Genomic DNA, 25,445 nt, shown 5'->3' with positions numbered 1-25,445 from the left:
GCCTGCAACGACATCCAGTCTGCGAGAGGGTCACTACTTGATTTTGTTGACAAGCTCATCCATCGTTTTGGTTGAGTATTAAGAAACGTCTGCTTGTGACTTGAACTTTTTGGGGCTTCGGTTGAGCTACTCCGATCCACCGTTTGCCGGCGACGGCAACCCGAGCTCCCGCGCGACGACGACGCCGTTGGCACGCCATCAGCGATACGGCTTCTCGCTGCGGACGATGCGACGCTCATCGGCCCAGGTCGGGCGCGGCGCGATCCGCGCCATTGTGCGAGAGTTCGACTCGACATGCTCGTCTTACAGTCAGGGCGCAAGGCGGCTTCGGGACGCCGCAGACGAAGTTCCGGGGACGAGGTAGATTCATGCCATTGGCGCGGGAAGCCGTCGAGCTGCTGGTTCAGGCGGCGCGGGCTTGGTATTTCGAGGGCAATCAGCATGGATTGCGCGATCGGGAATGGATGGCGCTGCGCTTTCTCGGGCGCGCCAACAGGTTTTCGCGCACGCCGTCCGCACTGGCCGGCTTCATCGGCGCCACACGCGCGACTGCATCGCAGATTGTGAAGACTCTGGAGAGCAAGTCGTACCTGGTGCGCAAGCCGTCGCACGAGGACAAGCGTTCCGTCGTCCTGCACGTCACGCCGCAGGGCGAGAAATGCCTGAGCCAGCACGATCCGATCAATCACGTGGTGAACGCGGTGACGGCGCTCGGGACCGAGGAGTGCATCAGGCTGCGCGATTCTCTCCGCGAGATCCTCAATCACCTCGATGCAGCCCATCAGCGGCTCGAAGCGAGCATCTGCCGGGATTGCATGTTTCTCGCAGAGCGAGGCCCGGGCACCGGCAAGGGTCGTGGAACGGCCGAATTCATGTGCCGGCTCTATCGTGCTCCGATCTCGCTCGAGGAGACCGAGCTGCTCTGCACCAGCTTCGAGCGCACGCGTGACCGCCCCAAGATCGAGCAGCATCTCGACCGCGAGCGCGTGGCGAGCCAGGGCTGAGGCCGCCAAGAAGCGGCGCTGCATCAACATCGTCATTGCGAGCGAAGCGAAGCAATCCAGAGTCTCTCCGCGGTGGGATTCTGGATTGCTTCGCTTCGCTCGCAATGACGGAATATGAGGTCGCATGGTCATTCACCAACTCTCGGGTCAGCCTGCAGACACGCCTTCCCGATCTCGCGGCTGATTTCGCCCGAGCTTTGCTTCGTTACTCCACCCTGTTGAGCCAAGAGGGCGCAGGGAAGGCCGGGTGCCGGCTGGCACCCGCGGTCTGCTGCGCAAAAGGCACACGCAGAAAACCGCACAGCAGCATACAGGTGGTGCCGTACACACGGCCTTCCCTGCGCGATGGTCGGACGGCTTATGCCGCGCTCTCCCGGGAGCCGAGTTCCTTCTGGCCTCCCTCACCCTGCGAATTGACGATGCCGTCTGCCCGGTTGGGCTCGCGCGCATCTTCGAAGGGCTTGGCCGTAGCAACGACGGCCAGGACCACACGGTTTTGCCGTACGCGCGGCTCGCATGGTCGCAGCAGGGTTCTCCCGCGCTGTCGACGTCACGGGAGAAATGCTGGCGAGACGAGCCTTACAGCGCCGCTCGTCCGCACGCGGTTGCGAGCTCGCAGGGACTACCCGCCCTGCCCGCACCTTTCATGCCGACGCTGCCGCGTCCACCGCAAGCCCAGCTCGCGACACGTGACGACATCAAGATCGCCCCTCAAGATCGAGCCGGGATGGGCGATACATACGATATTTCCGAATTTCGGTAAAGAAGAATATTTTTGCCTGAACGAGTTGACAGGAGGCGAAACACGCCCGCCGGGCAGGTCCTTGAACGACGGCGTCCGTACCCTTGCGGCCCAGAACCAGTGCGGCCTTGTATGCATTATCCCAGTTGCCATCCCCCGCTCTTCGCTTTACATGCCCCCAACTCGCCCCCGCGGATGAAGGCCGGGGCCCAAAATCACACAGATTGCCAAGGGACGGAGCATGGCGCGCAACATATTGATTCTCGGGGCTTCTTACGGCTCGCTGCTGGGCACGAAGCTGCTGATGGCCGGGCATAATGTGACCCTGGTCTGCCGCGCCAAGACCGCGGAGCTGATCAATCGCGACGGTACCGAGGTGCGCATTAAGCTGCGCGACGAGGCAGTGCACCGGGCGATCTTCTCCCGCAACCTCCCCGGCAAGCTCGACGCAGTGACGCCGGCCAATGTCGACCTCTCCCGCTACGATCTGGTCGGCCTCGCGATGCAAGAGCCGCAATACACCAACCACACGGTGCGCGTCCTCATGGTCAAGATCGCCGCCGCGAAGCTGCCGTGCCTGTCGATCATGAACATGCCGCCGCTGCCCTATCTGAAGCGGCTTCCGGCACTCGCCGACATGGACCTCGAGGAGGCCTACACCAATGCGCAGGTCTGGGAGCGGTTCGAGCCGGGGCTGGTGACGCTGTGCTCGCCAGACCCGCAGGCCTTCCGTCCGCCGGAAGAAGCCGCCAACGTGCTGCATGTCGGCCTGCCCACCAACTTCAAGGCGTCGGTCTTCGCCGACGAGAAGCACAACAAGCTGCTGCGCGAGCTGGAGGCCGACATCGACGCGGTGACGCTCGACGGCCACGACGTGCCGGTGAAGCTGAAAGTGTTCGATTCCCTGTTCGTTCCGCTGGCGAAATGGTCGATGCTGCTGACCGGCAATTACCGCTGCATCACGCCGAACGAGCCGCAGTCCATCCGCGACGCCGTGCACGGCGATCTTAAGCGCTCGCAGACGATCTACGACCATGTCGATGCGATCGCCCGCCGCCTCGGCGCCGATCCGCAGGACCAGGTGCCGTTCGCGAAATACGCCAAGGCCGCGGAGAGCCTGCTCAAGCCGTCATCGGCCGCGCGCGCGGTCGCGAGCGGCGCGCCCTTCATCGAGCGCGTCGACCTCCTGGTGAAGCTGATCTCGCATCAGCTCGGCGTTCCCAACGCCGAGATCGATCGCACCGTCGACCAGAAGCTGAACGAGAAGATCGTGCAGGGCGGCTCCGGCGCGCAGTAGTGCGCCGCTTCCGGCAACGTCGGCACTCGGGCGGAAGGAATGGAGCCAGGGCGGAGCCTTCCAGTTTTGGCGTGGGCAACACCGCCTGATTCGCACCGGAGCGCTCGACGCGCCAACGCTGGATTGATAAGCCGCTGTCCGCGAATGACGGGACTTTGAGTCGGGGACATGACGGTTGCGATCGAGATGGGGCAGACCACGGCAGGCGCCGCGGCCGCCATGGACCTCGAGGAACTGCTGGCGACCCGTCTCCTGGTGCAGGGCAATTCGGGCTCCGGCAAGTCGCATCTCTTGCGGCGCCTCCTGGAGCAGAGCGCGCCCTGGGTGCAGCAGGCCATCATCGACCCCGAGGGCGACTTCGTCACGCTCGCCGAGCGCTTTGGCCATCTGGTGATCGAGGCCGAGGATCACACCGAGCGCGGCCTCCAGGTCGCGGGCGAGCGTGCGCGGCTGCATCGCGTCTCCACCGTGCTCAATCTCGAAGGCTTAGATGCCGAGAATCAGATGCGACGCGCAGCTGCCTTCCTCGGCGGGATGTTCGACGTCGACCGCGATCATTGGTACCCGATGCTCGTGGTCGTCGACGAGGCGCAGCTGTTTGCGCCGGCGGTGGCGGGCGAAGTCTCGGACGAGGCGCGCAAACTCTCGCTCGGCGCCATGACCAATTTGATGTGCCGTGGCCGCAAGCGCGGGCTTGCCGGCATCATCGCGACCCAGCGCCTCGCCAAGCTCGCCAAGAACGTCGCGGCGGAAGCCTCGAACTTCCTGATGGGGCGCACCTTCCTCGACATCGACATGGCGCGCGCGGCCGACCTGCTCGGCATGGAGCGGCGGCAGGCGGAAGCCTTCCGCGATCTCGAGCGCGGCCAGTTCATGGCGCTGGGACCTGCGCTGTCGCGCCGGCCGCTGCGCCTCAACATCGGCCCGACCGAGACCAGCCCGCGCAATGCGACGCCGCGGCTGATGCCGCTGCCGGAGGCCACGCTTGAAGACGCTCGCGCGGTTATTCTCGCCGCACCGCCGCCCGATGCCAGCCGGCCGCAGCGACGGCCGGCGCCGGATCTGCTCGAGCAGCTTCGCGCGGCGAAGGCCGCCGCGGTGCCGGAGATCCGACCCGAATTGGTCGAGGCTCCCGTCAGTGCCGAAGAACTCGCCGAGCGGCGCGAGCGCGTGGATCGCACGCTGCGTGCCGTGATGGCCGAGCCCGATGCCGGCTTCCGCGCCATCGGCGTGCTCTATCAGGAGTTCGTGGTCCGCTGCCGCATCGAGGGCCTAGGCGCGGCGGTGCCCGATCTCAACGAATTCCGCCGCATGCTGACGCATGCGCGCGCCGGGCTCGGGACGGATCTCACCGAAGACGACGCCTGGCAGGACGTGGCGCTGCGCGCCTCGATCCTGCCCGACGACATGCAGGGCGTGTTCATGATGATTGCGCGCGCGGCGAAGGAAGGCTGGCCCTGCCCGGGCGATGCCGCGATTGCACGCGCCTACGGCTCGCACTCGCTGCGCCGCGCGCAGCGCCTGCTCGGCTACATGGAGGAGCAGGGCCTGATCGTCGTCCAGCTCGACGGCGGCGGCCGCCGGATCGTGACGCTGGTGGAGCTCGCCTGGGCGACCGCGCCGGGCGATCCGAACGCCGATGATCAGCCGGCGGAGCAGGTCGCGAGCGCGGCGTCGGGTTGATTGTTACGACGCGTGAGATGCGCTCCGTCTCCCGCTTGCGGGAGAGGGTTGGGGAGAGGGTCTCTCCTCAGCGGACAGCCCACAAGAGGACAGAGCCCTCACCCGCGCCTTCGGCGCGACCTCTCCCGCAAGCAAGCGGGAGAGGTTGAGACGCCTACGCCGCCTCGGAGCCGCCGAGATAGGCGTCGCGGATGCGGGGGTCGTCCTTCAGCGCGCGCGCGGGGCCCGACAGCACGATCTTGCCGGTCTGCAGCACATAGGCCTCGTGCGCGATCTCGAGCGCAAGGCTGGCGTTCTGCTCGACCATGAACACCGAGACGCCCGCCTGGTTGATGCTGCGGATCAGCTCCAGCACGCGGTCGACGTAAAGCGGCGACAGGCCCATGGTCGGCTCGTCCATCACGATCATGCGGGGGCGGCTCATCAGCGCGCGCGCCATCGCCACCATCTGCTGCTCGCCGCCGGAGAGCGAGCCGGCGCGCTGCGACAGCCGCTGGCCGAGCTTCGGGAACAGCGTCAGCATCCGGTCGAGATCCTGCGCAACGGCGTCGCGGTCGTTGCGCACGAACGCGCCCATCAGGATGTTCTCGCGCACGCTCATGTCGGCGAACAGCCGCCGCGCCTCCGGCACCGAGGCGATGCCGCGGCGGACGATCTGCGGCGTGGAAAGCCCGATCAGCGAGGCGCCGTCGAACGTCACCTCGCCCGATCGAGGCTTCACCAGGCCCAGGATGATCTTCATCGTCGTCGACTTGCCGCTGGCGTTGCCGCCGAGGAGGCAGACGATGTGGCCGCGTGCGACCGTGATCGACAGGTCGAAATGCACCTGGGCCGGGCCGTAGAAGGTGTTGACGTTCGACAGTGTCAGCAGCGCTTCGGGAGCAGAGTTCGTCATGCCGCGCTCTCCTGCTCCGCCGTCCCTGACAGGCCGTGGCCGAGATAGGCCTCGATCACTTTGGGATCGGTTCGCACCTGCTCGCCCGGCCCTTCCGCGATCTTCTTGCCCTCGTCCATGACGATGACGCGGTCGGACAGGCGCATTACCATCTCCAGCTTGTGCTCGATCAGCAGGATGGTCAGCCCTTCGGCTTTCAATTCGGCGACGAGCCCCTGCATCTCCGCGGTCTCGGTCGGGTTCATGCCGGCGGTCGGCTCGTCGAGCAGCAGCAGCCGCGGCTTCAGCGCCAGCGCACGCGCGATCTCGACCCGGCGGCGGTTGGCGTAGGAGAGGCTATAGGCGGGCTGGTCGATGCGCGGCAGCAGCCGCTCGCCGAAACGGGCGAGGATGGCCTTCACCTCCTCGCGCAGCTGCTCCTCCTCGGCCTTGACACTCGCAGGACGCAGCAGGGCCAGACCTAATTCCAGCAGCGGACCGATCACCGGCACGGCCGGCTTCACCGCGCGCAGCCGCGTGTGCGCGCCGATCAGGACATTGTCCATGACGCTGAGATTGCCGAACACGCGGCCGAGCTGGAAGGTGCGCGCGATGCCTTCGGCCGCGAGCCGCTCCGGGGACAGGCCCGTGATGTCCTGCCCTTCGAAGCTGACGGTGCCAGCATCGGGCCGGTCAAGCCCGGTGACCAGATTGAACAGCGTCGTCTTGCCGGCGCCGTTCGGGCCGATGATGCTGATCAGCTCGCCCTTGGCGAGGTCGAGGTCGATGGTGTCGACCGCGGTGAGGCCGCCGAAACGGCGCGTCAGGCCGCGCAGAGACAGCATGGAGTGAAGCTGCTTCTCCATCAGATCGTCCCCAACAGGCCCTGCGGCCTGAACCGCACCAGCAGCAGCAGCACGATGCCGTAGATTAGGATGCGATACTCCGCCGCGATCCGGAACACCTCGGGCAGGCCGACCAGCGCGACCGACCCGACGATGGCGCCGACGACGTTTCCGAGGCCCCCGAGGATGACGACGGTCAGCGCCAGGATGGATTGCTGCGTGTTGAAGGTCTCGTGGTTGATGTAGGAATAAAGATGCGCGGCGATGCCGCCGCTGACGCCGGCGGCAAAGCCGCCGAAGATGAAGGCGAGCGACTTGTAGCGGTTCAGGCTGAGGCCATAGGCGCGCGCGGCGATGTCGTCGTCGCGGATGGCACGAAAGCTGCGGCCGAGATGCGAGGTGAGCAGCCGCCCCTGCAGCAGCGCCAGCACGACCATCACGGCAAGGCTGAACCAGTAGACCGAGGACGGGCTGATCAGGTCGTAGCCGAACAGCGTCAGCGGCGGGATGCCGGAGATGCCGATCGGGCCGCGCGTCACGCTCTCCCAGTTCAGAATCACCAGCGCCACGATCTCGCCGATCGCAAGCGTCGCGATCGACACGTAGTGCCCGCGCAGGCGGAAGGACGGCGAGATCAAGAGCGTGCCGAGCGCAGCGCTCATCAGGCCGCCACCGATGATGGCGAGACCGACCGGGACGTTGAGGGTCAGCGACAGCAACGCCGACGTATAGGCCCCGATCGCCAGCAACGCGGCATGCCCGAGCGAGACCTGCCCCATCGTGCCCGCAACCAGCGTCAGGCTGAGCGCGAGCATGCCGAGCAGCCAGGCATTGATCAGGGTCTGGAGCACGTAGAAGGACACCGGGAAGAGCGGCAGCACCGCGAAGATCGCCCCTGCGACGGCCAGCGCCCAGCGCGGAATGCGCAACGGGCGGCTCGGCGCGATGAAGGTGCCTGTGAGCGGCTCGGGCGGTGCCTGCCGGGGGCTGATGAACAGGCCGTTCGGCCGCAGCACCAGGACGACGACCAGCAGCAGGAAGGCGAACAGGTTGCGGTAGCTGGTGCCGAACACGGCAACGCCGTAGCTCTCGACGAGGCCCAGCAGCAAGCTGCCGATCACCGCGCCGGGCACGTTGCCGGCGCCGCCGACCACTTCGGCAACGACGCCCTTCAGCGTCGCCTGCAGGCTCATCGCAGTGTCGATCTGGTTGTAGTACATCCCGACCAGCATGCCGGAGACGCCGCCGAGCGCCGCCGCGATGCCGAAGACGGCCTGATTGACGCGATTGACGTCAACGCCCATCTGCATCGCGGCGTCGCGGTCCTGCGACGCCGCGCGCACAGCCCAGCCGAGCTTGCTGTAGCGCAGGAACACGAACAGCAGCAGCGCGCTGGTGATGCCGACGCCGGCGATGAGCAGATCGAGCGGCCCGATCGTGCCGCCGCCGAGCTGGAAGCGCACGTCCGGCAGCTGGCTCGGCAGCGCGCGCGGATTGGGCGAGAAGGTCAGCATCACCAATTGATCGAGCACGAAGCTGATGCCGATGGTCGCGAGCAGCGGCGCGATGCGCACCGAGTTCTGCAGCGGCCGCAGGCCGAACCGCTCGATGACCAGGCCGACCAGTGCGGCGGCCGCCGCCACCACGATGATGGTGAGCGGCAGCGGCGTATGCAGCCGCACCACCGCGACCCAGCCGATATAGGCGCCGACCAGATAGATCGAGCCTTGCGCGAAGTTGATCAGCCGGCTGACGCCGAAGATCAGCGCGAGCCCGACCGCGACCAGGGCGTAGACATTGCCGATGATCAGCCCGTTAATTGTGTAGTCGAACCAGGAAGACACGCCGCGTTCCTAATGAGGGTGAAGCGGCCGGAGCGCGCGCTCCGGCCATCAGGTCAGGTCGGCTTGCCGTCCCACAGCGTGAACTGGCCCTTGCGCACGACGAGCTCGGCGTTCATGGCGCCCTTGACGCGGCGGCTCTCGACGTCGAACGTCGCCTGACCGAAGATGACGCTGGAGACGTCCTTCACCTTGGCGAAAGCATCGCGGATGGCACGGCGGTCGGTGCCGCCGATCTTCACCACGGCAGCAGCCATGTTCATCGCGTCATAGGAATAGGCGTTGAAGGCGTCGGGCTCCTGCCCGTTGTACTTGGCCTTGAAGCCCTCGATGAACTTCCTCACCTCGGGCCGCGGATCTTGCGGGAAATAGCGCGTGCCGAGATGGACGTCCTCGACCGCCTCGCCCCCGAGCTCCAGGAATTTCGGCGAGTACACCGAGCTGGCCGCGCAGATCGTCTGCTTCAGGCCGACCTGGCGCGCCTGGCGCGCGATCAGTGCACCGTCGGAATAATAGGAGATCAGGATCAGCCCGTCCGGGCTGGCGTCGCGCACACGCACCAGGGTGGAGCGGAAGTCGCGCTCTTCCGCGATGTAGCCCTCGGTGACCGCGATCTCGGCGCCGTATTCCTTGGCCGCCTTGACGAAATGGTCGCGGCTGGTGCGGCCCCAATCGGTGTTGAGGTGCAGCACCGCAAGTTTCTTCAGGCCGAGCCGCCTGACGGCGTAAGACGCCAGCAGCGGCTGCTCGTCGGCCTGGCTCACGGACGTGCTCCACATGAAGTCACCGCCCTTGGTGAAGTCGGGGTGCGAATTGGTGAAGCCGAACTGCACCAGGCCGCCGCGCTGATAGATCGGGGAAGCCGCCATCGAGGCGGGACTCGAGAAATCGCCGAGCTCCATGACGATGCGGGGATCGGAGACGAATTTCTGGGCGATCGCCACCGACTGGCGCGGATCGCTCTGGCTGTCCTCGAACTGGTAGGCGAGCTTGCGACCGTTGATGCCGCCGGCGGCGTGAATCTCGTCGAGCGCGAGATCAAAACCCTGCTTCCACTGCGCGCCATATTGCGCGTTCGGTCCCGTGAGCGGGCCGCTGACGCCGAGCAGGATCGGCTCGGCGGATTGCGCCAGCGCGGCGCGGGAAAAGGCCGTGCCCGCCATCATCGCGGCGAGCGAGCCTTTGACCAGGGTGCGACGATCGATGTTGCTCATGCACGGCTCCATCCATTTCAGTTGATTCGAGTCAGTTGATACGAGCAGCAATTCTCGTGCCGGTAAGATTGCCTATTTCGAGGGCTCGCCGAGCGACAGCATCAGCCGGTTCGCCCAGTTGAAGAACGCGGCGCCGTTGATGACGTCGACGATCTCGGCGTCGTCGAGACCAGCCCGGCGCAGCTCGGCGATGTTGTCGGGCCCGAATGCGATCGGCGTGGCGGCCAGCGCCACGGAGGCCTTGACCACCGCATTCCAGCGCTCGCCGAGATCGGCCCCAACGCCCTCGTCGAGCAGGCGCTGCACGTCGTCACGGTGCTTGGAATAGGTGCTGGCGAAGCGCGCATGCACCGAGGCGCAATAGATGCAGCCGTTGTAGCGCGAGGTGGCCGCCGCTGCGAGCTCGCGCTCGGCGCGCGGCAGGCCGTCGGCGACGTTGTAGAAAATGTCCTTGTCGGTCTTGGTGCGGGCCTCCAGCACTTCGGGATCGCGCACTAGCAGGCGGAAATATTCCGACTTGGCGCGGGCGCGATCGACGAGGCCGGCGTAGTGCCGCTCTGTCAGCTCGGCCTCGGGCAGCGGGTCGATCCACGACACCCAGCCGAGCTCGTCCTGGGTGAAGACGACGGGCGGATTGACGGTGCTCATGATTGGGCCTCCTTACGCGTTTGCCGCGGCGAGCGTGCGCAAGCCGCTGACCACGCGCACCTGGAACGACAGGAACGCAACGAGCTGGGACAACGTGACGATGCCGGTGGTCGACCAGCCGGCAGCCAGTAGCGCCTTCATGTCGGCGGCTGCGGCATCGCGCGGGTGGAAGACAAGGAGATGCGCGTGCTCCAATGCTGCGACCAGCTTGGCGCCGAGCACCGGCTTGCGCTCCGCACTGACGCGATAGATCAGCCCGGCCTTGTTCTCGATCGACAACGGACCGGCCGGATAGGCGCCGTATGGGCCCGAGGTCTTGCCGCGCTCGATCTCGGCGTTGATCGCGTCAAGCAGAGGCGCGCCATCCGCAGTCGCGGCAAGCTTATCGCGATAGAAGGCGGCGACGGGGGACTCGCCATGGAGCCCGGTCACGAAGGCCGCGACCGCGGCGCGTTCGGCAAGCGGAAAATCGCCCGCATCGACCGGCTCGAACAGGGCGAGATAGCTCTTCTGCGCATTCTCGCACGCCTGCAGGCGGCGCGCGCGGATGGCGTCGAGCGTGGAGCCGGGCTCAATGCCGGCGAGCGTGTCGATGATATCTTGCGCACCCATCATTCAGCCTCGTGCAACGCGTTTCCATTCATTCCGGCTAGCCCGCAAGAGCAACGTCTTTGGCGGCCGTCCGGGTCCAGCCCAGTACTGGGGCGACCTTGTCGGCGACGAGCTCGATCGAGCGCAGCACGTAAGGATGCGGCGCATCGACCGAATGCACCTGGAAGACGAGGTCAGTCACCCGCTCGAGCGTGGCATCGGCACGGAGCGAGGCGATGACGTGGTCGGCATCGCCGACATGGGTGTCGAACGCGGTGATCATCTCCTCCAGCGTCTCGCCGGGGGGAAGGTGTCCGCCCTTCATGAATTGCGGCAGCGCGCGGCGCAATCCGATGTCGGCAAGCCGCATCGCCTCGCGATGGTCGTCGGCGACAAAGACACTGCGCGAGGCCATGATGCGCGGCTCGCAGCCCGGCGGCAGCGCGGCGAGATAGGCGTCGATGATCGGGTTCTGGATCTCGGCAAGCGTCGCGTTCGGCGCGTCCTTGGCCCGTGGCTGCGTGCGCGAGAGCAGGAGGCCATCGCCCGCCTTGCCGGCGCGGGCACCGCCGGCGACGGAGAATGTCGCCTGCCAGATGCGCTTGTCCAGTTGCGGCCGCTGCGGATAGAGCGTATCGCCGCCATCGAGCGGCTTGCCGGTCAGGGCCTTGCGGACGATGTCCAGATTGTGGCTGAAAATCTCGTTGCGCCGGGCGCTGTCGAGGCCGAAGGCGGCGAAGGCCGACGGATTGCCGCCGGTGCCGACGCCGAGCTCGAAGCGGCCGTTGCAGAGAAGATCGAGCACCGCGGCGTCCTCGGCCACCCGCACCGCGTTCTCCAGCGGCAGCGTGACGATGCCGGTGCCGAGGCGGATGCGCGAGGTCTGCGCGGCCACATAACCCAGGAATGTGAAGGGCGACGGCAGGCCACCCTCGCGCTCATGGAAATGATGCTGCGCGATCCACGCGGAATCGAGCCCGGCCTTCTCGGCGCGCACGATCTGCTCGGCGGCGAAGCGATAGCGGTCCGCCGCCGGCGCCTCGTCGAGCAGCCGCGTGAAGAAGCCCAGGCGTTTCAGGTTGGCAAAGCGTTTCATACGATCCCTGTCGGACGAGGATGGGTCCCGATGATGTCGGTTGCCGCAGCTCCCGACAAGCGGGCATTACGCAGGGCTCATACGCAAGCTCATACGCAAGGCTGCCCGCCGGTTCGCCCTGATGTGGACTCTTGGCGGGCAGATTGCCTACCAGCTCGGCAGCACCGCGCCCTTGAACTTGGTCAGGATGAACTCCTTGACCTCAGGCGTGTGGTAGCTGTCCACGAGGATCTTGACCCAAGGCTTGTCCTTGTAGGCGCTGCGCACCGCGATCAGGTTGACATAGGGCCCCTTCGGATCCTCGCGCAGGATCGGGTCCTTGACCGGATCGAGGCCGGCCTGGGTTGCGTAATTGGTGTTGATCGCGGCAGCGTCGACGTCCTCGAGCGCGCGCGGCGCCTGCGCCGCATCGACCTCGATGAACTTCAGCTTCTTGGGATTGTCGGTGATGTCGAGCACGGTCGGCTTGAAGCCGGTGCCGTCCTTCAGCTTGATCACGCCCTTGTCGCGCAGCAGCAGCAGCACGCGGCCGCCATTGGTCGGGTCGTTCGGGATCGAGACCTTGCCGCCCTCGGGGATATCGCCGAAAGCCTTGTGCTTCTTCGAATAGACGCCGATCGGGAAGTTCACGGTCAGGCCGACGGCTTCGATCTTGTAGCCGCGGTCGGCCTTCTGGTTGTCCAGGTAGGGCTGGTTCTGGAACGAATTGGCCTGGATCTCGCCGGCATCGAGCGCGGCGTTCGGCACCACGTAATCGGAGAACTCGAGCAGCTGGATGTTGAGGCCTTGCTTGGCGGCGATCGGCTTCACGGCTTCGAGGATCTGCGCATGCGGCCCCGGCGTCACGCCGATCTTGATGGTCTCGGCCGCGGCTGCGGCGGACCATGCGGCCAGCACGGCGGAGAGAATCAGGGAAAGGCGAAACGACATCTTGGTCTCCATGGAAGCTGCGGCAACGGAACCGTATTCCCTTTTCTGCGCTGCGAAATCAATGAAATGGAAATCCATATTGGCCGCGGGTTAAGGGCCAGCCTTTCTCCATTCAGGCGCAAACGGGAAAAGAACGCAGAGTGCGACAAATTGCGCGCACGTAGCCGGCATGGCCCGCAGCGCAAGCAGGGCCACTGGCGCTCGTGATTCCCGGATTACACTTTCGTTCCATCCGCCCCGCGCCCACGCCCTTCTCTTTGACTCTACCACGCCCGACGTGCTGAGTTAGCGCACTGAGCCGGTGGGGACGAGGTGGGGATCATCCAATGGACGAGAACGAAATCCGCAATCTGGTCGCGGAGGTGAAGCAAGGCACAGTATCGCGGCGCTCGTTCATCAGGACAATGGCCGCGGTCGGAATCGCGGCGCCGATCGCCAGCCAGATCCTGGTCTGGCACGACGTGGCGATGGCTGACGCCACGCTGCCGTACAAGCCGGCCAAGGCCGGCGGCGGCGGCACGCTCAAGATGCTGCTCTGGCAGGCGCCCACCCTGCTCAATCCGCATTTCGCGCTCGGCACCAAGGACCAGATCGCCTCGCGCATCTTCTTCGAGCCGCTTGCCGGGTGGGACAAGGAGGGCAACCTCATCCCCTGCCTTGCCGCCGAGGCTCCGACCAAGGCGAACGGCGGCCTTGCGGCCGACGGCATGAGCGTAATCTGGAAGCTGAAGCGGGGCGTGACCTGGCATGACGGCAAGCCCTTCACCGCCGACGACGTCGTCTTCACCTGGCAATACGCCGCGGATCTCGCCACCGCGGCCTACACCACGGGCTCCTACAAGGACATCAAGGTCGAGAAGATCGACGACCACACCGTCAAGGTGGTCTTCCGGGCGCCGACGCCGTTCTGGGCCGATCCGTTCGTCGGCTCGGTCGGGATGATCCTGCCAAAGCACCATTTCGGCGAGTACGTCGGGGCCAAGTCGCGCGAAGCGCCGGGCAATCTGAAGCCGGTCGGCACCGGCCCGTACAAATTCGTCGAGTTCAAGCCGGGCGACATGATCCGCGCCGAACGCAATCCCGACTATCACATCAAGAACCAGCCACATTTCGATATGGTCGAGGTCAAGGGCGGCGGCGACGCGGTGTCGGCCGCGCGCGCCGTGCTGCAGACCGGCGAGTACGACTTTGCCTGGAACATGCAGGTGGAGGAGGAGGTCCTCAAGCGCATGGAGGCGGGCGGCAAAGGCAAGCTCGACATCACGCCTTCCGGCAATGTCGAGTTCATCATCCTCAACACGACGGACCCCTGGACCGAGGTCGACGGCGAACGCTCGAGCGTCAAGACCAAGCATCCGACGCTGTCCGACCCCGCCGTTCGACGCGCCATCAATGTTCTGATCGACCGCGATTCGATCCAGAAGTTCATCTACGGACGCGCCGCCATCGCAACCGCGAGCTTCGTCAACGCGCCCAAGCAGTTCAAATCGCCTAAGCTGAAATACGAGTTCGACATCGACAAGGCCAACAAGATCCTCGACGAGGCCGGCTGGACTAGGGGCGCGGACGGCATCCGCGAGAAGGACGGCAAGAAGCTCAAATACGTATTCCAGACCTCGACCAACGCCCCGCGACAGAAGACGCAAGCCATCATCAAGCAGGCGTGCCAGAAGGCCGGCATCGACATCGAGATCAAGGCGGTCACCGCCTCCGTGTTCTTCTCATCCGACGTCGGCAATCCCGATACTTACTCGAAATTCTATGCCGACATGGAGATGTACAACACGACGCAGCCGCAGCCCGATCCGGAGCGCCTCTTGAACCAGTGCGTGTCCTGGGAGATCGCCACCAAGGACAACAAGTGGCTCGGCCGCAACAATTCCCGCTATTCCGATCCCGAAGCCGACAAGGCCTACAAGGCCGCGCAGAACGAGCTCGATCCGGTCAAGCGCGCCGCGCTGCTGATGAAGGTCGACGAGATCTTCTGTGAGGCCAACGTGTTCCTGCCCCTGCTCTCGCGCCACGTCGTCAATGCCGGCGCCAACAATTTGATGATCGACATCTCCGGCTGGGACACCATCACGTGGAACCTGGCGGCGTGGTATCGGACCTGATGGGACTCGTGAGCGCGCTCATGGTTGCAGCGCGGCGCGGGCTTCAGAACATCACATCGAATCCCTTCCACTGTGTGCTCCAGATCACAGCGGAATCGCGCACCATCGCCTACAAGGGTCGGGCATGGCCGCAAACAAGGTAACGGCGGTACGCACGAGGCTGGGGAGACGATCAACAGCTACGGACTTTGCAAAGCCGTCAGGGTGAAGAACCCGGCGGCTTTTTCCTTGGCTGCGCGACCGACACCTGCGACTCCGCGTGCAGAAGGACGCAGATACCGCCTCGCGCTATGAAGCGCCCGAGCCCTTTCGCTCCTCGCGTTCATCTTCGATCTGACGTTCGGCTTCAAGCCAGAAGTCCAGCTCCCGATTGCTCGGCCGGCCGGCCTGCTCCCAGAGCTCATAGGCGCGTGTGCGCACCTTGCCACGGCGCATCATGCGAAGCAGCTTTCGTTTCAGCTCCTCGGCGAAGCTCCTGAAGCGCTGTCCGGTGGTTTCGTCCTTGACGAGCGAAGCCGCTCGCGTTGCGAGTTCGATCTGGTGCTCTAGCTTCTTCTGCTCGTCCACCGCCGAAACTGCCGTGGAAAGGATTGTTGTCGGAGCCGTGCGGACACTCAATTCCTTTCCCGGATGGTCCGTTCCTTGAGGCGCAGCGCTTTCGGAAGTGATCAGCTGCGCAGCATCGCTCGAACCGAAGCAGCCGGCGCCGCTAGTGCCACGTCGTGTCGGCTTCGACGATCACCACCCTGATTTCAGGGTCCTCAGTCGTGTTGCACGTGCAGGGCATGCCCTCGCCGCAGCGGCAGCCGCCGAGCTTCTCGCTCCAGACCCGGAGCGGATGGTTTTCGCAGACCCATCCAAGACCCTGGCAGAATGGGCAGGTCTTGTCGGTCACAGCGTATCCGGCGTCCGCAGCGTGTTCGACCTGTCCTCGTTGCGTAGCTCCTGCTCCGCCGCGTGCCAAAATTCCTCTTCGCGCCCTTCGGGCTTGCCCGCCTGCTCCCACAATTGGTGCGCGCGTTCTCTGATCTCTTGCTCGGTCGGCTCGGACAATTGCACCTCCTGCTTGGAAGCACGGCCCCACCCTGGGGGGTATGGGGGGCTTGGAGGCGGGGCCGTGCAGGCCAGCCATCGGCGGCGACGCTGACCCGCAGAGTCAAGTTTCGACCATGTGCAAGAGTTCCTACGCGTCTGCCCGTGCCGGATGGGCCGGGCTTGTCCCGGGGATGCACGCCTTTCCACCCAGCATTGCGCCGATGTCGGATGCACGTGGGCAGTTACGTCATCCGAACCCAGACGCCATTGCCCGCGGATGACTTCACCGCAGCATCAATCAACTTCACGCCTGCGAGGCCATCCTCGACTGTCGGGAAAACGGCATCGGGATCGGGCTTTTCGCCGGCCGCTGCCGCGCGGATAGCGCGCGCCGCCTCGGCATAGATCGTTGCGAAGCCTTCGAGGTAGCCCTCGGGGTGCCCCGATGGGATGCGGGTGACCCGACCCGCCTCGCCCGATGCGCCGGCCCCGCCGCGGGTCAGGAGCTGTCTGGGCTTGCCATAGGGTGTGAACCAGAGGTGGTTCGGATTCTCCTGCGCCCATTCGAGGCCGCCTTTGCTGCCGTAGACGCGCAGCGTGAGCCCGTTCTCATTGCCGACGGCAACCTGGCTCGCCCACAGCATGCCCCTGGCGCCGCCCTTCCACTTGAGGAGGATCTGCACATCGTCATCGAGCCGCCGCCCTCCGACGAAGGTCGACAATTGGGCGAGCAGTTCGTCCAGCTCGAGCCCGCTGACGAAGCGGGCAAGATTGTAGGCATGGGTGCCGATGTCGCCGATGCACCCGCCCGCGCCGGACCGGGACGGGTCCGTGCGCCACGCCGCCTGCTTCTGGCCGGTGGTTTCCAAGCGCTCGGTCAGCCAATCCTGCAGATACTCGACCTTGACGAGACGGATCTCGCCGAGATCGCCGTTCGCGATCATGGCGCGCGCCTGCCGGACCATGGGATAGCCGGTATAATTGTGCGTGACGACGAAGACCCTGCCGGTCTTCCTGACCAGCGCGACCAGTTCCTCGGCCTCGGCAACGGTGGTGGTCAGCGGCTTGTCGCAGATGACGTGGATGCCGGCTTCAAGGAAAGCTTTCGCGACCGGACTGTGCATATGATTGGGCGTCACGATCGAGACCGCCTCGATACCATCCGCTCTCGCGGCTTCAGCCCGCGCCATCTCCTCGAAAGAGCCGTAGGCACGGCCGTCAGCGATGCCGAGCTCCTTTGCGGAGGCTTTGGCACGAACCGGATCCGACGCGAGCGCGCCGGCCACCAGTTCGAACTGGTCGTCGATGCGAGCGGCAATCCGGTGGACGGCGCCGATGAAGGCACCCTGGCCACCGCCGACCATCCCAAGACGGATGCGACGATGGCCGCCGGTTTCATTGCTTGCTTCGATAGCCATGTTGTCCCCTCTCTTCAGGAGATGCCGAGCATCTTGCGGTTGGCAGTCGCGTCAGTGCCGCTGCCTGCGAAATCGTCGAAGGCTTTCTCTGTCACCTGGATGATATGGTTTCGGATGAACTCGGCGCCTTCGCGCGCGCCTTGCTCGGGGTGTTTCAGGGCACACTCCCACTCGAGCACCGCCCAGCTGTCGTAATCGTATTGCGTGAGCTTGGAGAAGATGGCACCGAAATCGACCTGACCATCGCCGAGTGAGCGGAAGCGGCCGGCTCGGTCGACCCAGCTCTGGAACCCGCCATAGACGCCCTGGCGGCCGGTCGGATTGAACTCGGCGTCCTTGACGTGAAACGCCTTGATGCAGGCCGGCGGGACGCTGCGGCCAGGGATAGACATAGGGCCAGGCAAGCGCGCCGGAGAACGTCGCCTGGGCACTGAGCCCGAGCCGCCTGGACGCCAGGATGGCGCGCTTGACCTGATCGATGGCCCATTCCGTGCGGGCCTTGGCGTTGCCACGCACCTCCGGCGCGGCGAAGCCGTCGAACGCCGCATCATAGGCCGGATGAACGGCGACGAGCTGGCCTTGCAGATGGGTCGAAAGCTCGGTGATGGAAAGGCCGTGGCGAGCCGCAACACCCTTCACCTCGTCGGCGTAGGTCTGAGACTCCGAGGCTTTGTTCAAGTCGAAGAGCCGCCCATCCCAACTCGGAATCTGAATCCCCTTGTAGCCAAGCGAGGCGGCCCATCCGCATATCGCATCGAGCGAATTGAACGGCGCCGCGTCAGCAGCGAACTGAGCGAGGAATATCGCAGGCCCTTTGATCATCTTCATCGCGTGCTTCCTTCCTTGGACGTTTTGTGACGAATGCGTTGCGGACACCCAATGGTCCGGACCATCGTCAGGGTCGCTTCTCCGCGCGATTGGTTCGAGGATGCCGGCCATGAAGGGAGAGAGCAATACCGGTCTACGCAACGAGAAAAGCTTCAAACGGTCACAGGACAGATCCAGGCCGAAGCTTCATCGCTTCTGCAGCACGGAGGAGAGCGTCGGACCGTCGTTCAAGATCGAGAAGATTTCTCGCGAGGATAGATGCTTCTCGGCCTCCTCGAAAGTCTCGCTCGCATCGACCTTGGCACGGCCGACCGCCAGATTGGCGTCGACCGTGTCGGGCCTGGTGGGGCGAGGAGGCGGCAGCTGCGCGAGGTGGAAGGCCAGGAGCGCGGGGTCTTGGCGCAGCTCCACCAAGGCAGGGCTGCCCGCTAGATCCGCCGACGCGCTGAGTTCGTTCGCTCGCCGCAGGACGGGAGGCGGCTCTCGTTCTTCGGGAGTAACAAACAATCCTCCGGAGACGGGCATGGCGGTCAGCGCGCCTATGGGAACGGCGAACAGCAGCCCAACGATGACCGGCGACATCCAGAGCAGAAGGGGCAGCGAAACGACGTAGGCGCTTGCGGCCATCGCAACGCCGCACAGGGTCGGAACGCCGTATTTCCGATAGAGCTCGCGGCGCTCCACCTTGCCGTCGTCGCGCCTTTGCGTCTGCCAGCCGGCATCGCGACCGGCCAGAATCTCGACCACGGCGATCGACTGAAAGATCATCATCACCGGCGCCATCAGCGCGGATACGACGATCTCCGCGAGAACTCCGGCCAAAGCACGCAACGCGCCGCCGAACTGGCGTCTCACCGGGCCTCGCATCCAGACGAGGACGAGGCTGAGCAGCTTCGGCAACAGCAGCACCCCCATCGTGGCGACGAACACCCAGATGGCGAGCACGGGATCCTGGGCCGGCCACGTCGGAAACAACGAGAACCCCTTCGAAAAATACTCCGGACGCACGAAGCGGGCCTGCAACGAGATCAGCATCCCCAGCAGGAGGAACAGCAGCCAGAGGGGGGCCGTCAGATATGCCGCTATCCCCACCATGAAATGCACGCGCGAGATCCAGTGGAGGCCCCGCGCGGGCACTACGGCGAGATGCTGAAGATTGCCCTGACACCAGCGCCGGTCGCGCGCTGCGAAATCGAGCAGCGAAGGCGGCACCTCTTCGTAGCTTCCGCCGAGCGTCGGCAGCATGTAGATGCCCCACCCGGCGCGCCGCATCAGCGCGGCCTCGACGAAATCGTGGCTGAGGATGTGCCCGCCGAACGGCTTCCGTCCCCGAAGCTGCGGCAGCGCCGCCGCTTCAGCAAACGCCCTCACCCGGATGATCGCATTGTGGCCCCAGTAATTGCCTTCGGAGCCGTGCCACCAGGCGACGCCGGCGGCGATCATCGGTCCGTAAAGGCGGCCCGCGAATTGCTGGACCCGGCTGAACAGGCTTCGCGCGTTGACGACCACGGGAAGCGTCTGGACGAGGCCGGCGCTCGGATTGCTCTCCATGGCATGGACCAGTCGGACAATGGTCTGCCCGCTCATGAGACTGTCAGCGTCGAGCACGATCATGAAGTCGTAGGCGCCGCCGAACCGCGTGATCCACTCGGAGATGTTCCCGGCCTTGCGCGCCGTATTCTCGGCTCGGTGGCGATAGTACAGCCGTGGCGTCCCCACCGCCTGTCGCAGCGCGAGGAGCGCTTTTTCCTCGGCGACCCAGATGTCGGGATCGGTGCTGTCGCTCAGAACGTACCAATCGAACAGCTTTCCTTGCGAGGTCGTTTCCAGGGATTCGATGATCGCACGAAGCCGCGCCGTCAATCGGTGCGGATCTTCGTTGTAGGTGGGAAGCAGCATGGCGGTGCGGCTTGCGATCGCAGGCAGCTCCGCGTCTGGCGCGAAGGCGCCCGGACGATGGGCGAGCAGAACAAAGAAGCCAGCCAGCGCGGAGGCGAACGAGAAGGCGACCCAGGCGAGCAGGACCAGGAAGAGCGCCAGCACCATGGCCTCAAGGACGGTGACGCCGCCGACCTGCAGCACGCGATACATCTCATATCCGCCGCCGGCCGTGAGCGCCGCCGTCGAAAGAAGGATGAGGCCGCGCCGCCAGGCCATCGCGGGGGCAACAGGCGCAGGAATACGGTCGGGAACCCGGTCCTTTCCGAGGTCGCCGGGAGCCATCGGAAGGGGGGACTCGCCCGGCAGCAGGCGCTGGGTCGCGATCTCGCCGGCAATCGGCCGCGGTGCCGTGCTCAGGGCGCCCATCGGTAGACCCAAGTTTCCGACAACGGCTTGTCGCCTTCGGCCAGGAACGCCCGCAGCTCGATCGGCTCGCCTTTCACCTGGCACTGGAAGCTGAGCCGCCAGCCACCGGTGTAGGGATTGGGCTGCGTGACGATGTTCTTCATCTCGGACTTCCCCGCCGTCACCACGCCTTTGACACCGGCAGGATCGACGCCCCTAAGGTTGTCGCCGAACAGATCGAGCACGAACAGGCGCGCGTCCTCGCCCCTCGCCCCTATCCCGCTTCGCGTGAATCGGGCGAGCGAATGCGGCTTCGGGCTATCCGGCCCCCAATGAAGCCGATAGGTGTAGTTGTGTTCGCCCTTGGCCTGCAGCGGGTTTTTCGGTCGCCAGAATGCGGCGATGTTGTCGTGGATCTCCTCCTTGGTCGGGATCTCGAACAGCACGACGCCGCCCTCGCCCCAATCCCCGATCGGCTCCATCCAGAGACTTGGGCGTTTTTCGAAGCTGGATTCGATGTCCTGGTAGGCGAAGAAGTTTCTCTCCCGCTGCATCAGCCCGAAGCCGCGCGGATTGAGATCCTGGAAGGTGCTGATCTGGAGATCGCGAGGATTGCTGAGCGGCCGCCACAGGGTCTCGCCCTTCCCGTTGAAGATCGCAAGGCCATTGGAATCGTGGACGGAGGGGCGGAAATCGTCGATGTCGTTGCGGTCGTTCGGACCGTAGAAGAACATGCTGGTCATGGGCGCGAGACCGGCCCGCGGCATCTCGACGCGCGGGTAGACCGACATTTCGACGTCGAACACCGTCGTCTCCCCGGGGCGCACGGTGAATCGATAGCTCGCTGCGCAGCTCTTGCTGTCGAGCAGAGCATGAATGACCAGCGAGGTCGCACCCGGCGCCGGCCGCTCGAGCCAGAACGTCTTGAAGAGCGGAAACTCCTCGCCCTTGGCTTCGCCCGTATCGATCGACAGCCCCCGGGCGGAAAGCCCGTATGTCTGCCCCTTGGCCACGGCGCGGAAATAGCTCGCGCCCAGGAAGACGCAGACCTCGTCGTAATAGTCGGGGCGGTTCATCGGCGCATGGATGCGGAAGCCTGCGAACCCGAGATCGCTATCCTCGAACGCAGGGACTTTCCCGCCGAAGGAGAAGTCCGCCTTGCGGTACTTGAGCTCGGATGCCTTTCCATCCGCGACCTCGAAGATGTTCACCCTGTTCTTGTAGAAGAAGCCGCGGTGGAAGAACTGCGCTTCGAACGGAAGATTCTTGCCGCGCCAGAGCGCCCGCTCGGGCAAGAAGCGGATCGAACGATACTGATCGTAATCCAGGTCCTTCAATCCGCTCGGGAGCTTCTCGTCCGGCGCCTCGTAGGGCTTGCTCGCCAGCATCCGCGCCAGGTCCCGCACGGTGGACGGCCCGAATGCATCCGACGGGGCGGCCAAGCTGCGTCGGGAAGCAAGCAGCAAAGCCGGCAGCAACGCCGACCCTTGAACAAGCTGGCGTCGATTCACGTGCTCTCCTACTCGGTTGCCATTGCCGCGGCCAAGCAACGACCGACGCGCCCACGAGTTCCAGCCCGTTCGGCCTCCAGCTCGGGAAGCGGCCAATAGAGGTGAGGCTAAATGACCCAAAACGGATGAAGTTCGCCGTCCGTGCGTTTCTCTGCGCGACGGCCCGAGCAGCGCTGCCCGCGCTGGTTGCGCCGATGTCGCTGGTGTAGGCACGACTGATCGGCTTCAATGACCCGCGGACAGGACGCTCGCGCCGACGGATCAGGGGGCAAGATGCCTCTGACAGGCGCCACACTGATTGCACGCACGCCTTTGCAATCTCGCGGCTGATATTGCCCGAGCTTTGCTTGGTCACTCCACCCTCTTGATAAGAGGGCGCAGGGAAGGCCGGGTGCCGACAGGCACCCGCGGTCTGCTGCGCGAAATGCACGCGCAGGAAAACCGCACAGCAGCATACAGGTGGTGCCGATCACTCGGCCTTCCCTGCGCGATGGTCGGACGGCTTATGCCGTGCTCTCCCGGGAGCCGAGTTCCTTCTGGCCTCCCTCGTTCTTGCGAAAGTCACCGGCACCTGCGCCGGTTGACGCGAGAGCCGCATCCGCAAGAGCTTGACCGCAGCAACGACGGCCAGGACCACACGGTTTTGCCGCACGCACGGCCCGCCATTTCGCCTGCAGTATTTCCAACCCCGCCGACGAAGCCGGAAACTTGCAGACGAGACGAGCCTAGCAGCGCCGTTCGTCCGCGCGCGGTTTCGAGCTCACCGGGGACTACCCTCCCTGCCCGCACCTCTCGCGCCCGACGCTGCCGCGTCCACCGCAAGCCCGGCTCGCGAACAAGACGACGACGCGATCGCCCCTCAGGATGAGCCGGGATGGGCGGGAGATACGATATTTCCGAAATTCGGCTCAATTACCGTGAAATTTTGCCCGCGCGACAGCCAAAGCCTTGCGTCTCATTTCCCGGCAACGAAGTAAAAATCCTGCCGGCCCGAGACCGATCCGTAGCTGAACGGCTTTTGTGCACGATTGGTCGCCTCCATGACATCGTCACGCACGACGTCGAACAGCCGGCGCACCTCGAGACCGGGCTTGCGCATATTATTGACGAACGCCGTGGCGAACGGGCTATTCCTGCCCTCTCCGTCGAGCGCCATCTCTCCGTCCTTGGCGGCATACACCACCAGCGTGCCCGCCTCGGGCTCGATCGCCGCAAGGCCTCGCGACACCGAACGCGACGCTAGCGTCATGGTGCGCTTCATCTGGTTGGCGAAGGGATTGTCGCGGCAGGCATCGAGGACGATGAGGCGCAGCCGCTTGGCGCGTTCCGCCGCGTTCAACACCTGGTCCAGCGCCACGGCTTCGAAACTGACGTCGCGGTCGGAGGCGATCTTCGCGTCGATCGGGATCAGATAGTTGACGCCGCCGACCTCCATGCCGTGACCGGCGTAATATACCATCGCCCAGTCGGCGATTTCCGCCTGCCTTGCAAAGTCGCGCAGCGCCGCGGTCAACTCATCCTTGCGCAGATCGGTCAGCAGCGTGACGGAATCGAATCCGGTGAGCTTGAGCGTTTCGGCGACGAGCGCCGCATCGCGCGCCGGATTGGCGAGCGCTGCGACATTCTCATAAGCGGAGTTTCCGACCACGAGCGCGATGCGCCTGTCATTTCTACTTGACGATCCCGGCAGCGCGATGACCGACGTGGTGGTGGCGGGAACGGTCTTGATTGACGTATCGTCCAGCGCGGCGAGGCGTTCGCGCGCCTTGTCCATCGACCATTTCGCGCTGTCGTACTTCTGCGGGGCAGCCAGAGCTGCGTTGAAGTCGGCGCGGGCCTTTGCGACCTCGCCCAGCTTCTCGAACACCATTCCGCGGTTTACCAGCGCGCTCTGATGTTGCGGATCATTGCGCAGCGACTCATTGAAATCGGCGAGAGCTTGATCGTACCTGCCCTGAAGGAGATAGATGTCGCCGCGATTGTTGTAGGCCAGCGTCGTCCTCGGCAAAAGCCGGATCGCCTCGCTGAAATCGGCCACGGCACGCTCGGACTGGCCGGTGTGCTGATAGGACAGTCCGCGATTGTTGAACGCATAACCGTAGGTCGGGTCAATGCGAATTACCTCGGAGTATTCGGCAATCGCCCGGGTGTGGTCGCCCTTGCCGGCATAGAGCCGCCCTCGATTGAAGTAGGCGAACTTGAACCTCGGATTGATGCGGATCGCTGCATTGTAATCCGAAAGCGCGCGCTCGGAATCACCTGCAGCGGCATAGGCCATGCCGCGATCGTTCAACGCGTTCAGATTGTTTGCATCGAGCCGGATCGACTCGGTCAGGTCGGCGATGGCCCGATCCACCTCGTTCCGGCGAAGCAGGGCGGCGCCGCGATGCTGCCAGGCAAGCGCGTATTTCGGATCGATGCGGATGGCCTCGCTGAAATCGGAGATTGCGCGATCGTAGTCGCCCTTGTCGCCATATTCGGCACCGCGATTGTCGAACGCCAACGCGTCGCGCCCGCCGCTCTTTGCGATCAGCCGCGAGCACGCGGCGATCCGGCCTTCATGGCCACGCTGCGCGCAGATTGTCCGGTCGTCTGCGGCCGCAAGATCAGCGGCTCCCAGAAAAGTGAAAAAAAAGAAACTGAAAACCAGTGCAATCCGATTCCGCATGGTCGCCACCCTGCTTCCGAACCGGCAGTATAGACAAGGGAAGGCGGCCACGCCTGTGATGGTGATCACAGTACGTAGCAACCATTAAACGGTAGCTGCCTTTGGGGTCGTCTGCGTCTTCCAATGATGACGCCGTGCTCGCGGCGGTCAAGGCGTGGCCTGGCGGCAGATCAGGTGAGGTTAGGGCGAGCGACGGCCATCCTTGACCGCCGCTGCGCGCGACGTCGTGAGCAGCCGCAGGTCGGGACGAAGAAACGCGTGCCGGTCGAACTAAGAAACAGGGAATGATCGCATCGGTGGTTCGCCGCACCACGGCGTGCCGCGAGCCACCACGGCGTTGACGAAGATGAGCATCTTCCTGGCACAGGCAACGAGCGCGCGTTTGTGTTCCTTTCCGGCGGCAGTCAGCCGTTGATAGAGCTTGATGAGCTGCGGATTCCATCGAAACGAAGCCGCCAGTGAAGCCGTATAAAGGGCACGACGCAGCCGCTTTCGTCCGCCCTCGATGTGCCGAACCCCGACCTGGTCACCGCTGTCGTCGTCATACGGTGCAAGGCCGGCGAGAGCGACGGCTTGCTCGCGCGTAACCCGGCCGATCTCGGGCAGACGCACCAGGATGGCAACGGCAGTCGGCAGCCCGATGCCATCGACGCTATTGATCAGCGCAAGCCTCTCGGCAAGATCGGGATACTTGCGGATCGAGGCGACCAGAGCCTTGAGTTCGGCGCTCTCACGTTGCTCCAGGCGAGCGATATCCTCATGCCAGAGCTTGTTGATTGCCACGTTACGGCAGCTCTCGATCCTGTTCTTCAGGCGCGCG

The 25,445-nt window shown here is 64.9% G+C and carries 21 protein-coding genes and 1 pseudogene; 5 read left to right on the top strand and 17 right to left on the bottom strand.

Annotation, left to right across the window (positions count from 1 at the left end; all coding sequences use genetic code 11):
* Nucleotides 1–368 precede the first annotated feature (368 nt).
* The 3 genes from HZZ16_RS10215 to HZZ16_RS10205 all read left to right on the top strand — a co-directional run bounded on the left by HZZ16_RS10215 (nt 369) and on the right by HZZ16_RS10205 (nt 4,726).
* Nucleotides 369–1,004: a MarR family winged helix-turn-helix transcriptional regulator gene (locus HZZ16_RS10215; RefSeq protein ID WP_197948341.1), complete on the top strand. Its 636-nt coding sequence runs from the start codon at nt 369–371 to the stop codon at nt 1,002–1,004.
* A 983-nt stretch (nt 1,005–1,987) separates the two neighbouring features.
* On the top strand, nt 1,988–3,043 hold the full coding sequence (locus HZZ16_RS10210; protein ID WP_197948340.1) for a ketopantoate reductase family protein: 1,056 nt from the start codon (nt 1,988–1,990) through the stop codon (nt 3,041–3,043).
* 168 nt (nt 3,044–3,211) lie between these two features.
* Nucleotides 3,212–4,726, top strand: coding sequence for a helicase HerA domain-containing protein (locus tag HZZ16_RS10205; RefSeq protein ID WP_197948339.1), 1,515 nt, complete (start codon nt 3,212–3,214; stop codon nt 4,724–4,726).
* A 154-nt stretch (nt 4,727–4,880) separates the two neighbouring features.
* Here the strand turns inward: HZZ16_RS10205 and HZZ16_RS10200 are convergent, their stop codons facing one another.
* The 8 genes from HZZ16_RS10200 to HZZ16_RS10165 all read right to left on the bottom strand — a co-directional run bounded on the left by HZZ16_RS10200 (nt 4,881) and on the right by HZZ16_RS10165 (nt 12,777).
* On the bottom strand, nt 4,881–5,621 hold the full coding sequence (locus HZZ16_RS10200; RefSeq protein WP_197948338.1) for an ABC transporter ATP-binding protein: 741 nt from the start codon (nt 5,619–5,621) through the stop codon (nt 4,881–4,883).
* On the bottom strand, nt 5,618–6,466 hold the full coding sequence (locus HZZ16_RS10195) for an ABC transporter ATP-binding protein (RefSeq protein ID WP_197948337.1): 849 nt from the start codon (nt 6,464–6,466) through the stop codon (nt 5,618–5,620). The genes HZZ16_RS10200 and HZZ16_RS10195 overlap by 4 nt, the downstream gene beginning before the upstream one ends.
* Complete coding sequence (locus HZZ16_RS10190) at nt 6,466–8,289, bottom strand: ABC transporter permease (RefSeq protein ID WP_197948336.1); 1,824 nt, start codon at nt 8,287–8,289, stop codon at nt 6,466–6,468. Before HZZ16_RS10190 ends, HZZ16_RS10195 begins: the two co-directional genes overlap by 1 nt.
* A 53-nt stretch (nt 8,290–8,342) precedes the next feature.
* Nucleotides 8,343–9,500: an ABC transporter substrate-binding protein gene (locus HZZ16_RS10185; protein WP_197948335.1), complete on the bottom strand. Its 1,158-nt coding sequence runs from the start codon at nt 9,498–9,500 to the stop codon at nt 8,343–8,345.
* A 72-nt stretch (nt 9,501–9,572) separates the two neighbouring features.
* Nucleotides 9,573–10,148, bottom strand: coding sequence for an alkylhydroperoxidase domain protein (locus HZZ16_RS10180; protein WP_197948334.1), 576 nt, complete (start codon nt 10,146–10,148; stop codon nt 9,573–9,575).
* 12 nt (nt 10,149–10,160) lie between these two features.
* Nucleotides 10,161–10,760 carry a CMD domain protein gene (locus tag HZZ16_RS10175; protein ID WP_197948572.1) on the bottom strand — a complete coding sequence of 200 codons (600 nt, stop codon included), beginning with the start codon at nt 10,758–10,760 and terminating at the stop codon, nt 10,161–10,163.
* 37 nt (nt 10,761–10,797) lie between these two features.
* Complete coding sequence (locus HZZ16_RS10170; RefSeq protein ID WP_197948333.1) at nt 10,798–11,835, bottom strand: putative FMN-dependent luciferase-like monooxygenase; 1,038 nt, start codon at nt 11,833–11,835, stop codon at nt 10,798–10,800.
* 147 nt (nt 11,836–11,982) lie between these two features.
* Nucleotides 11,983–12,777 (bottom strand): MetQ/NlpA family ABC transporter substrate-binding protein, encoded by a 795-nt coding sequence (locus HZZ16_RS10165; protein ID WP_197948332.1) that lies wholly within the window; start codon nt 12,775–12,777, stop codon nt 11,983–11,985.
* Nucleotides 12,778–13,091: 314 nt separating this feature from the next.
* Here HZZ16_RS10165 and HZZ16_RS10160 point away from each other — a divergent pair, with 314 nt between their 5' ends.
* Nucleotides 13,092–14,879, top strand: coding sequence for a peptide ABC transporter substrate-binding protein (locus HZZ16_RS10160; RefSeq protein ID WP_197948331.1), 1,788 nt, complete (start codon nt 13,092–13,094; stop codon nt 14,877–14,879).
* A 288-nt stretch (nt 14,880–15,167) separates the two neighbouring features.
* Here the strand turns inward: HZZ16_RS10160 and HZZ16_RS10155 are convergent, their stop codons facing one another.
* From HZZ16_RS10155 to HZZ16_RS10120, 8 genes and pseudogenes are all read right to left on the bottom strand, one after another.
* Nucleotides 15,168–15,446 carry a DUF2934 domain-containing protein gene (locus HZZ16_RS10155; protein ID WP_197948330.1) on the bottom strand — a complete coding sequence of 93 codons (279 nt, stop codon included), beginning with the start codon at nt 15,444–15,446 and terminating at the stop codon, nt 15,168–15,170.
* Nucleotides 15,447–15,588: 142 nt separating this feature from the next.
* Complete coding sequence (locus HZZ16_RS10150; protein ID WP_036037644.1) at nt 15,589–15,774, bottom strand: hypothetical protein; 186 nt, start codon at nt 15,772–15,774, stop codon at nt 15,589–15,591.
* Nucleotides 15,771–15,932 (bottom strand): DUF2934 domain-containing protein, encoded by a 162-nt coding sequence (locus HZZ16_RS10145; protein ID WP_197948329.1) that lies wholly within the window; start codon nt 15,930–15,932, stop codon nt 15,771–15,773. The genes HZZ16_RS10150 and HZZ16_RS10145 overlap by 4 nt, the downstream gene beginning before the upstream one ends.
* A 224-nt stretch (nt 15,933–16,156) precedes the next feature.
* Nucleotides 16,157–17,332, bottom strand: a complete 1,176-nt coding sequence (locus HZZ16_RS10140; RefSeq protein WP_197948328.1) for a Gfo/Idh/MocA family protein — start codon at nt 17,330–17,332, stop codon at nt 16,157–16,159.
* Between the two features lie 14 nt (nt 17,333–17,346).
* A pseudogene (locus HZZ16_RS10135) lies at nt 17,347–18,160 on the bottom strand (sugar phosphate isomerase/epimerase family protein).
* Nucleotides 18,161–18,346: 186 nt separating this feature from the next.
* On the bottom strand, nt 18,347–20,467 hold the full coding sequence (gene mdoH / locus HZZ16_RS10130; protein WP_197948327.1) for a glucans biosynthesis glucosyltransferase MdoH: 2,121 nt from the start codon (nt 20,465–20,467) through the stop codon (nt 18,347–18,349).
* Nucleotides 20,455–21,957, bottom strand: a complete 1,503-nt coding sequence (locus HZZ16_RS10125) for a glucan biosynthesis protein G (RefSeq protein WP_197948326.1) — start codon at nt 21,955–21,957, stop codon at nt 20,455–20,457. The genes mdoH and HZZ16_RS10125 overlap by 13 nt, the downstream gene beginning before the upstream one ends.
* 955 nt (nt 21,958–22,912) lie before the next feature.
* Nucleotides 22,913–24,460 (bottom strand): tetratricopeptide repeat protein, encoded by a 1,548-nt coding sequence (locus HZZ16_RS10120; protein WP_197948325.1) that lies wholly within the window; start codon nt 24,458–24,460, stop codon nt 22,913–22,915.
* A 57-nt stretch (nt 24,461–24,517) separates the two neighbouring features.
* On the opposite strand from HZZ16_RS10120, the gene HZZ16_RS10115 reads away from it, so the two are divergent.
* The gene (locus HZZ16_RS10115) at nt 24,518–24,658 is read left to right on the top strand and encodes a hypothetical protein (RefSeq protein ID WP_197948324.1); all 141 of its coding nucleotides are present in this window, start codon (nt 24,518–24,520) and stop codon (nt 24,656–24,658) included.
* Between the two features lie 237 nt (nt 24,659–24,895).
* Here HZZ16_RS10115 and HZZ16_RS10110 read toward each other — a convergent pair.
* Nucleotides 24,896–25,445: transposase (locus HZZ16_RS10110; RefSeq protein WP_210342420.1), on the bottom strand; the 550-nt coding region annotated here is incomplete at its 5' end.

Origin of the sequence: Bradyrhizobium glycinis (assembly GCF_016031655.1) — a bacterium.
Classification (GTDB): Bacteria; Pseudomonadota; Alphaproteobacteria; order Rhizobiales; family Xanthobacteraceae; genus Bradyrhizobium; species Bradyrhizobium glycinis.
Note: the sequence above shows the minus strand (reverse complement) of the source record. Positions and strands in the feature narration are given on the sequence as shown.

Bases quoted from the DNA above. Each gene is read 5' to 3' on its own strand.
- HZZ16_RS10215 (WP_197948341.1), top strand. From the start codon at position 369: ATGCCATTGGCGCGGGAAGCCGTCGAGCTGCTGGTTCAGGCGGCGCGG.
- HZZ16_RS10210 (WP_197948340.1), top strand. From the start codon at position 1,988: ATGGCGCGCAACATATTGATTCTCGGGGCTTCTTACGGCTCGCTGCTG.
- HZZ16_RS10205 (WP_197948339.1), top strand. From the start codon at position 3,212: ATGACGGTTGCGATCGAGATGGGGCAGACCACGGCAGGCGCCGCGGCC.
- HZZ16_RS10200 (WP_197948338.1), bottom strand. From the start codon at position 5,621: ATGACGAACTCTGCTCCCGAAGCGCTGCTGACACTGTCGAACGTCAAC.
- HZZ16_RS10195 (WP_197948337.1), bottom strand. From the start codon at position 6,466: ATGGAGAAGCAGCTTCACTCCATGCTGTCTCTGCGCGGCCTGACGCGC.
- HZZ16_RS10185 (WP_197948335.1), bottom strand. From the start codon at position 9,500: ATGAGCAACATCGATCGTCGCACCCTGGTCAAAGGCTCGCTCGCCGCG.
- HZZ16_RS10180 (WP_197948334.1), bottom strand. From the start codon at position 10,148: ATGAGCACCGTCAATCCGCCCGTCGTCTTCACCCAGGACGAGCTCGGC.
- HZZ16_RS10175 (WP_197948572.1), bottom strand. From the start codon at position 10,760: ATGGGTGCGCAAGATATCATCGACACGCTCGCCGGCATTGAGCCCGGC.
- HZZ16_RS10170 (WP_197948333.1), bottom strand. From the start codon at position 11,835: ATGAAACGCTTTGCCAACCTGAAACGCCTGGGCTTCTTCACGCGGCTG.
- HZZ16_RS10165 (WP_197948332.1), bottom strand. From the start codon at position 12,777: ATGGAGACCAAGATGTCGTTTCGCCTTTCCCTGATTCTCTCCGCCGTG.
- HZZ16_RS10160 (WP_197948331.1), top strand. From the start codon at position 13,092: ATGGACGAGAACGAAATCCGCAATCTGGTCGCGGAGGTGAAGCAAGGC.
- HZZ16_RS10140 (WP_197948328.1), bottom strand. From the start codon at position 17,332: ATGGCTATCGAAGCAAGCAATGAAACCGGCGGCCATCGTCGCATCCGT.
- mdoH (WP_197948327.1), bottom strand. From the start codon at position 20,467: ATGGGCGCCCTGAGCACGGCACCGCGGCCGATTGCCGGCGAGATCGCG.
- HZZ16_RS10115 (WP_197948324.1), top strand. From the start codon at position 24,518: ATGGCCACGCTGCGCGCAGATTGTCCGGTCGTCTGCGGCCGCAAGATC.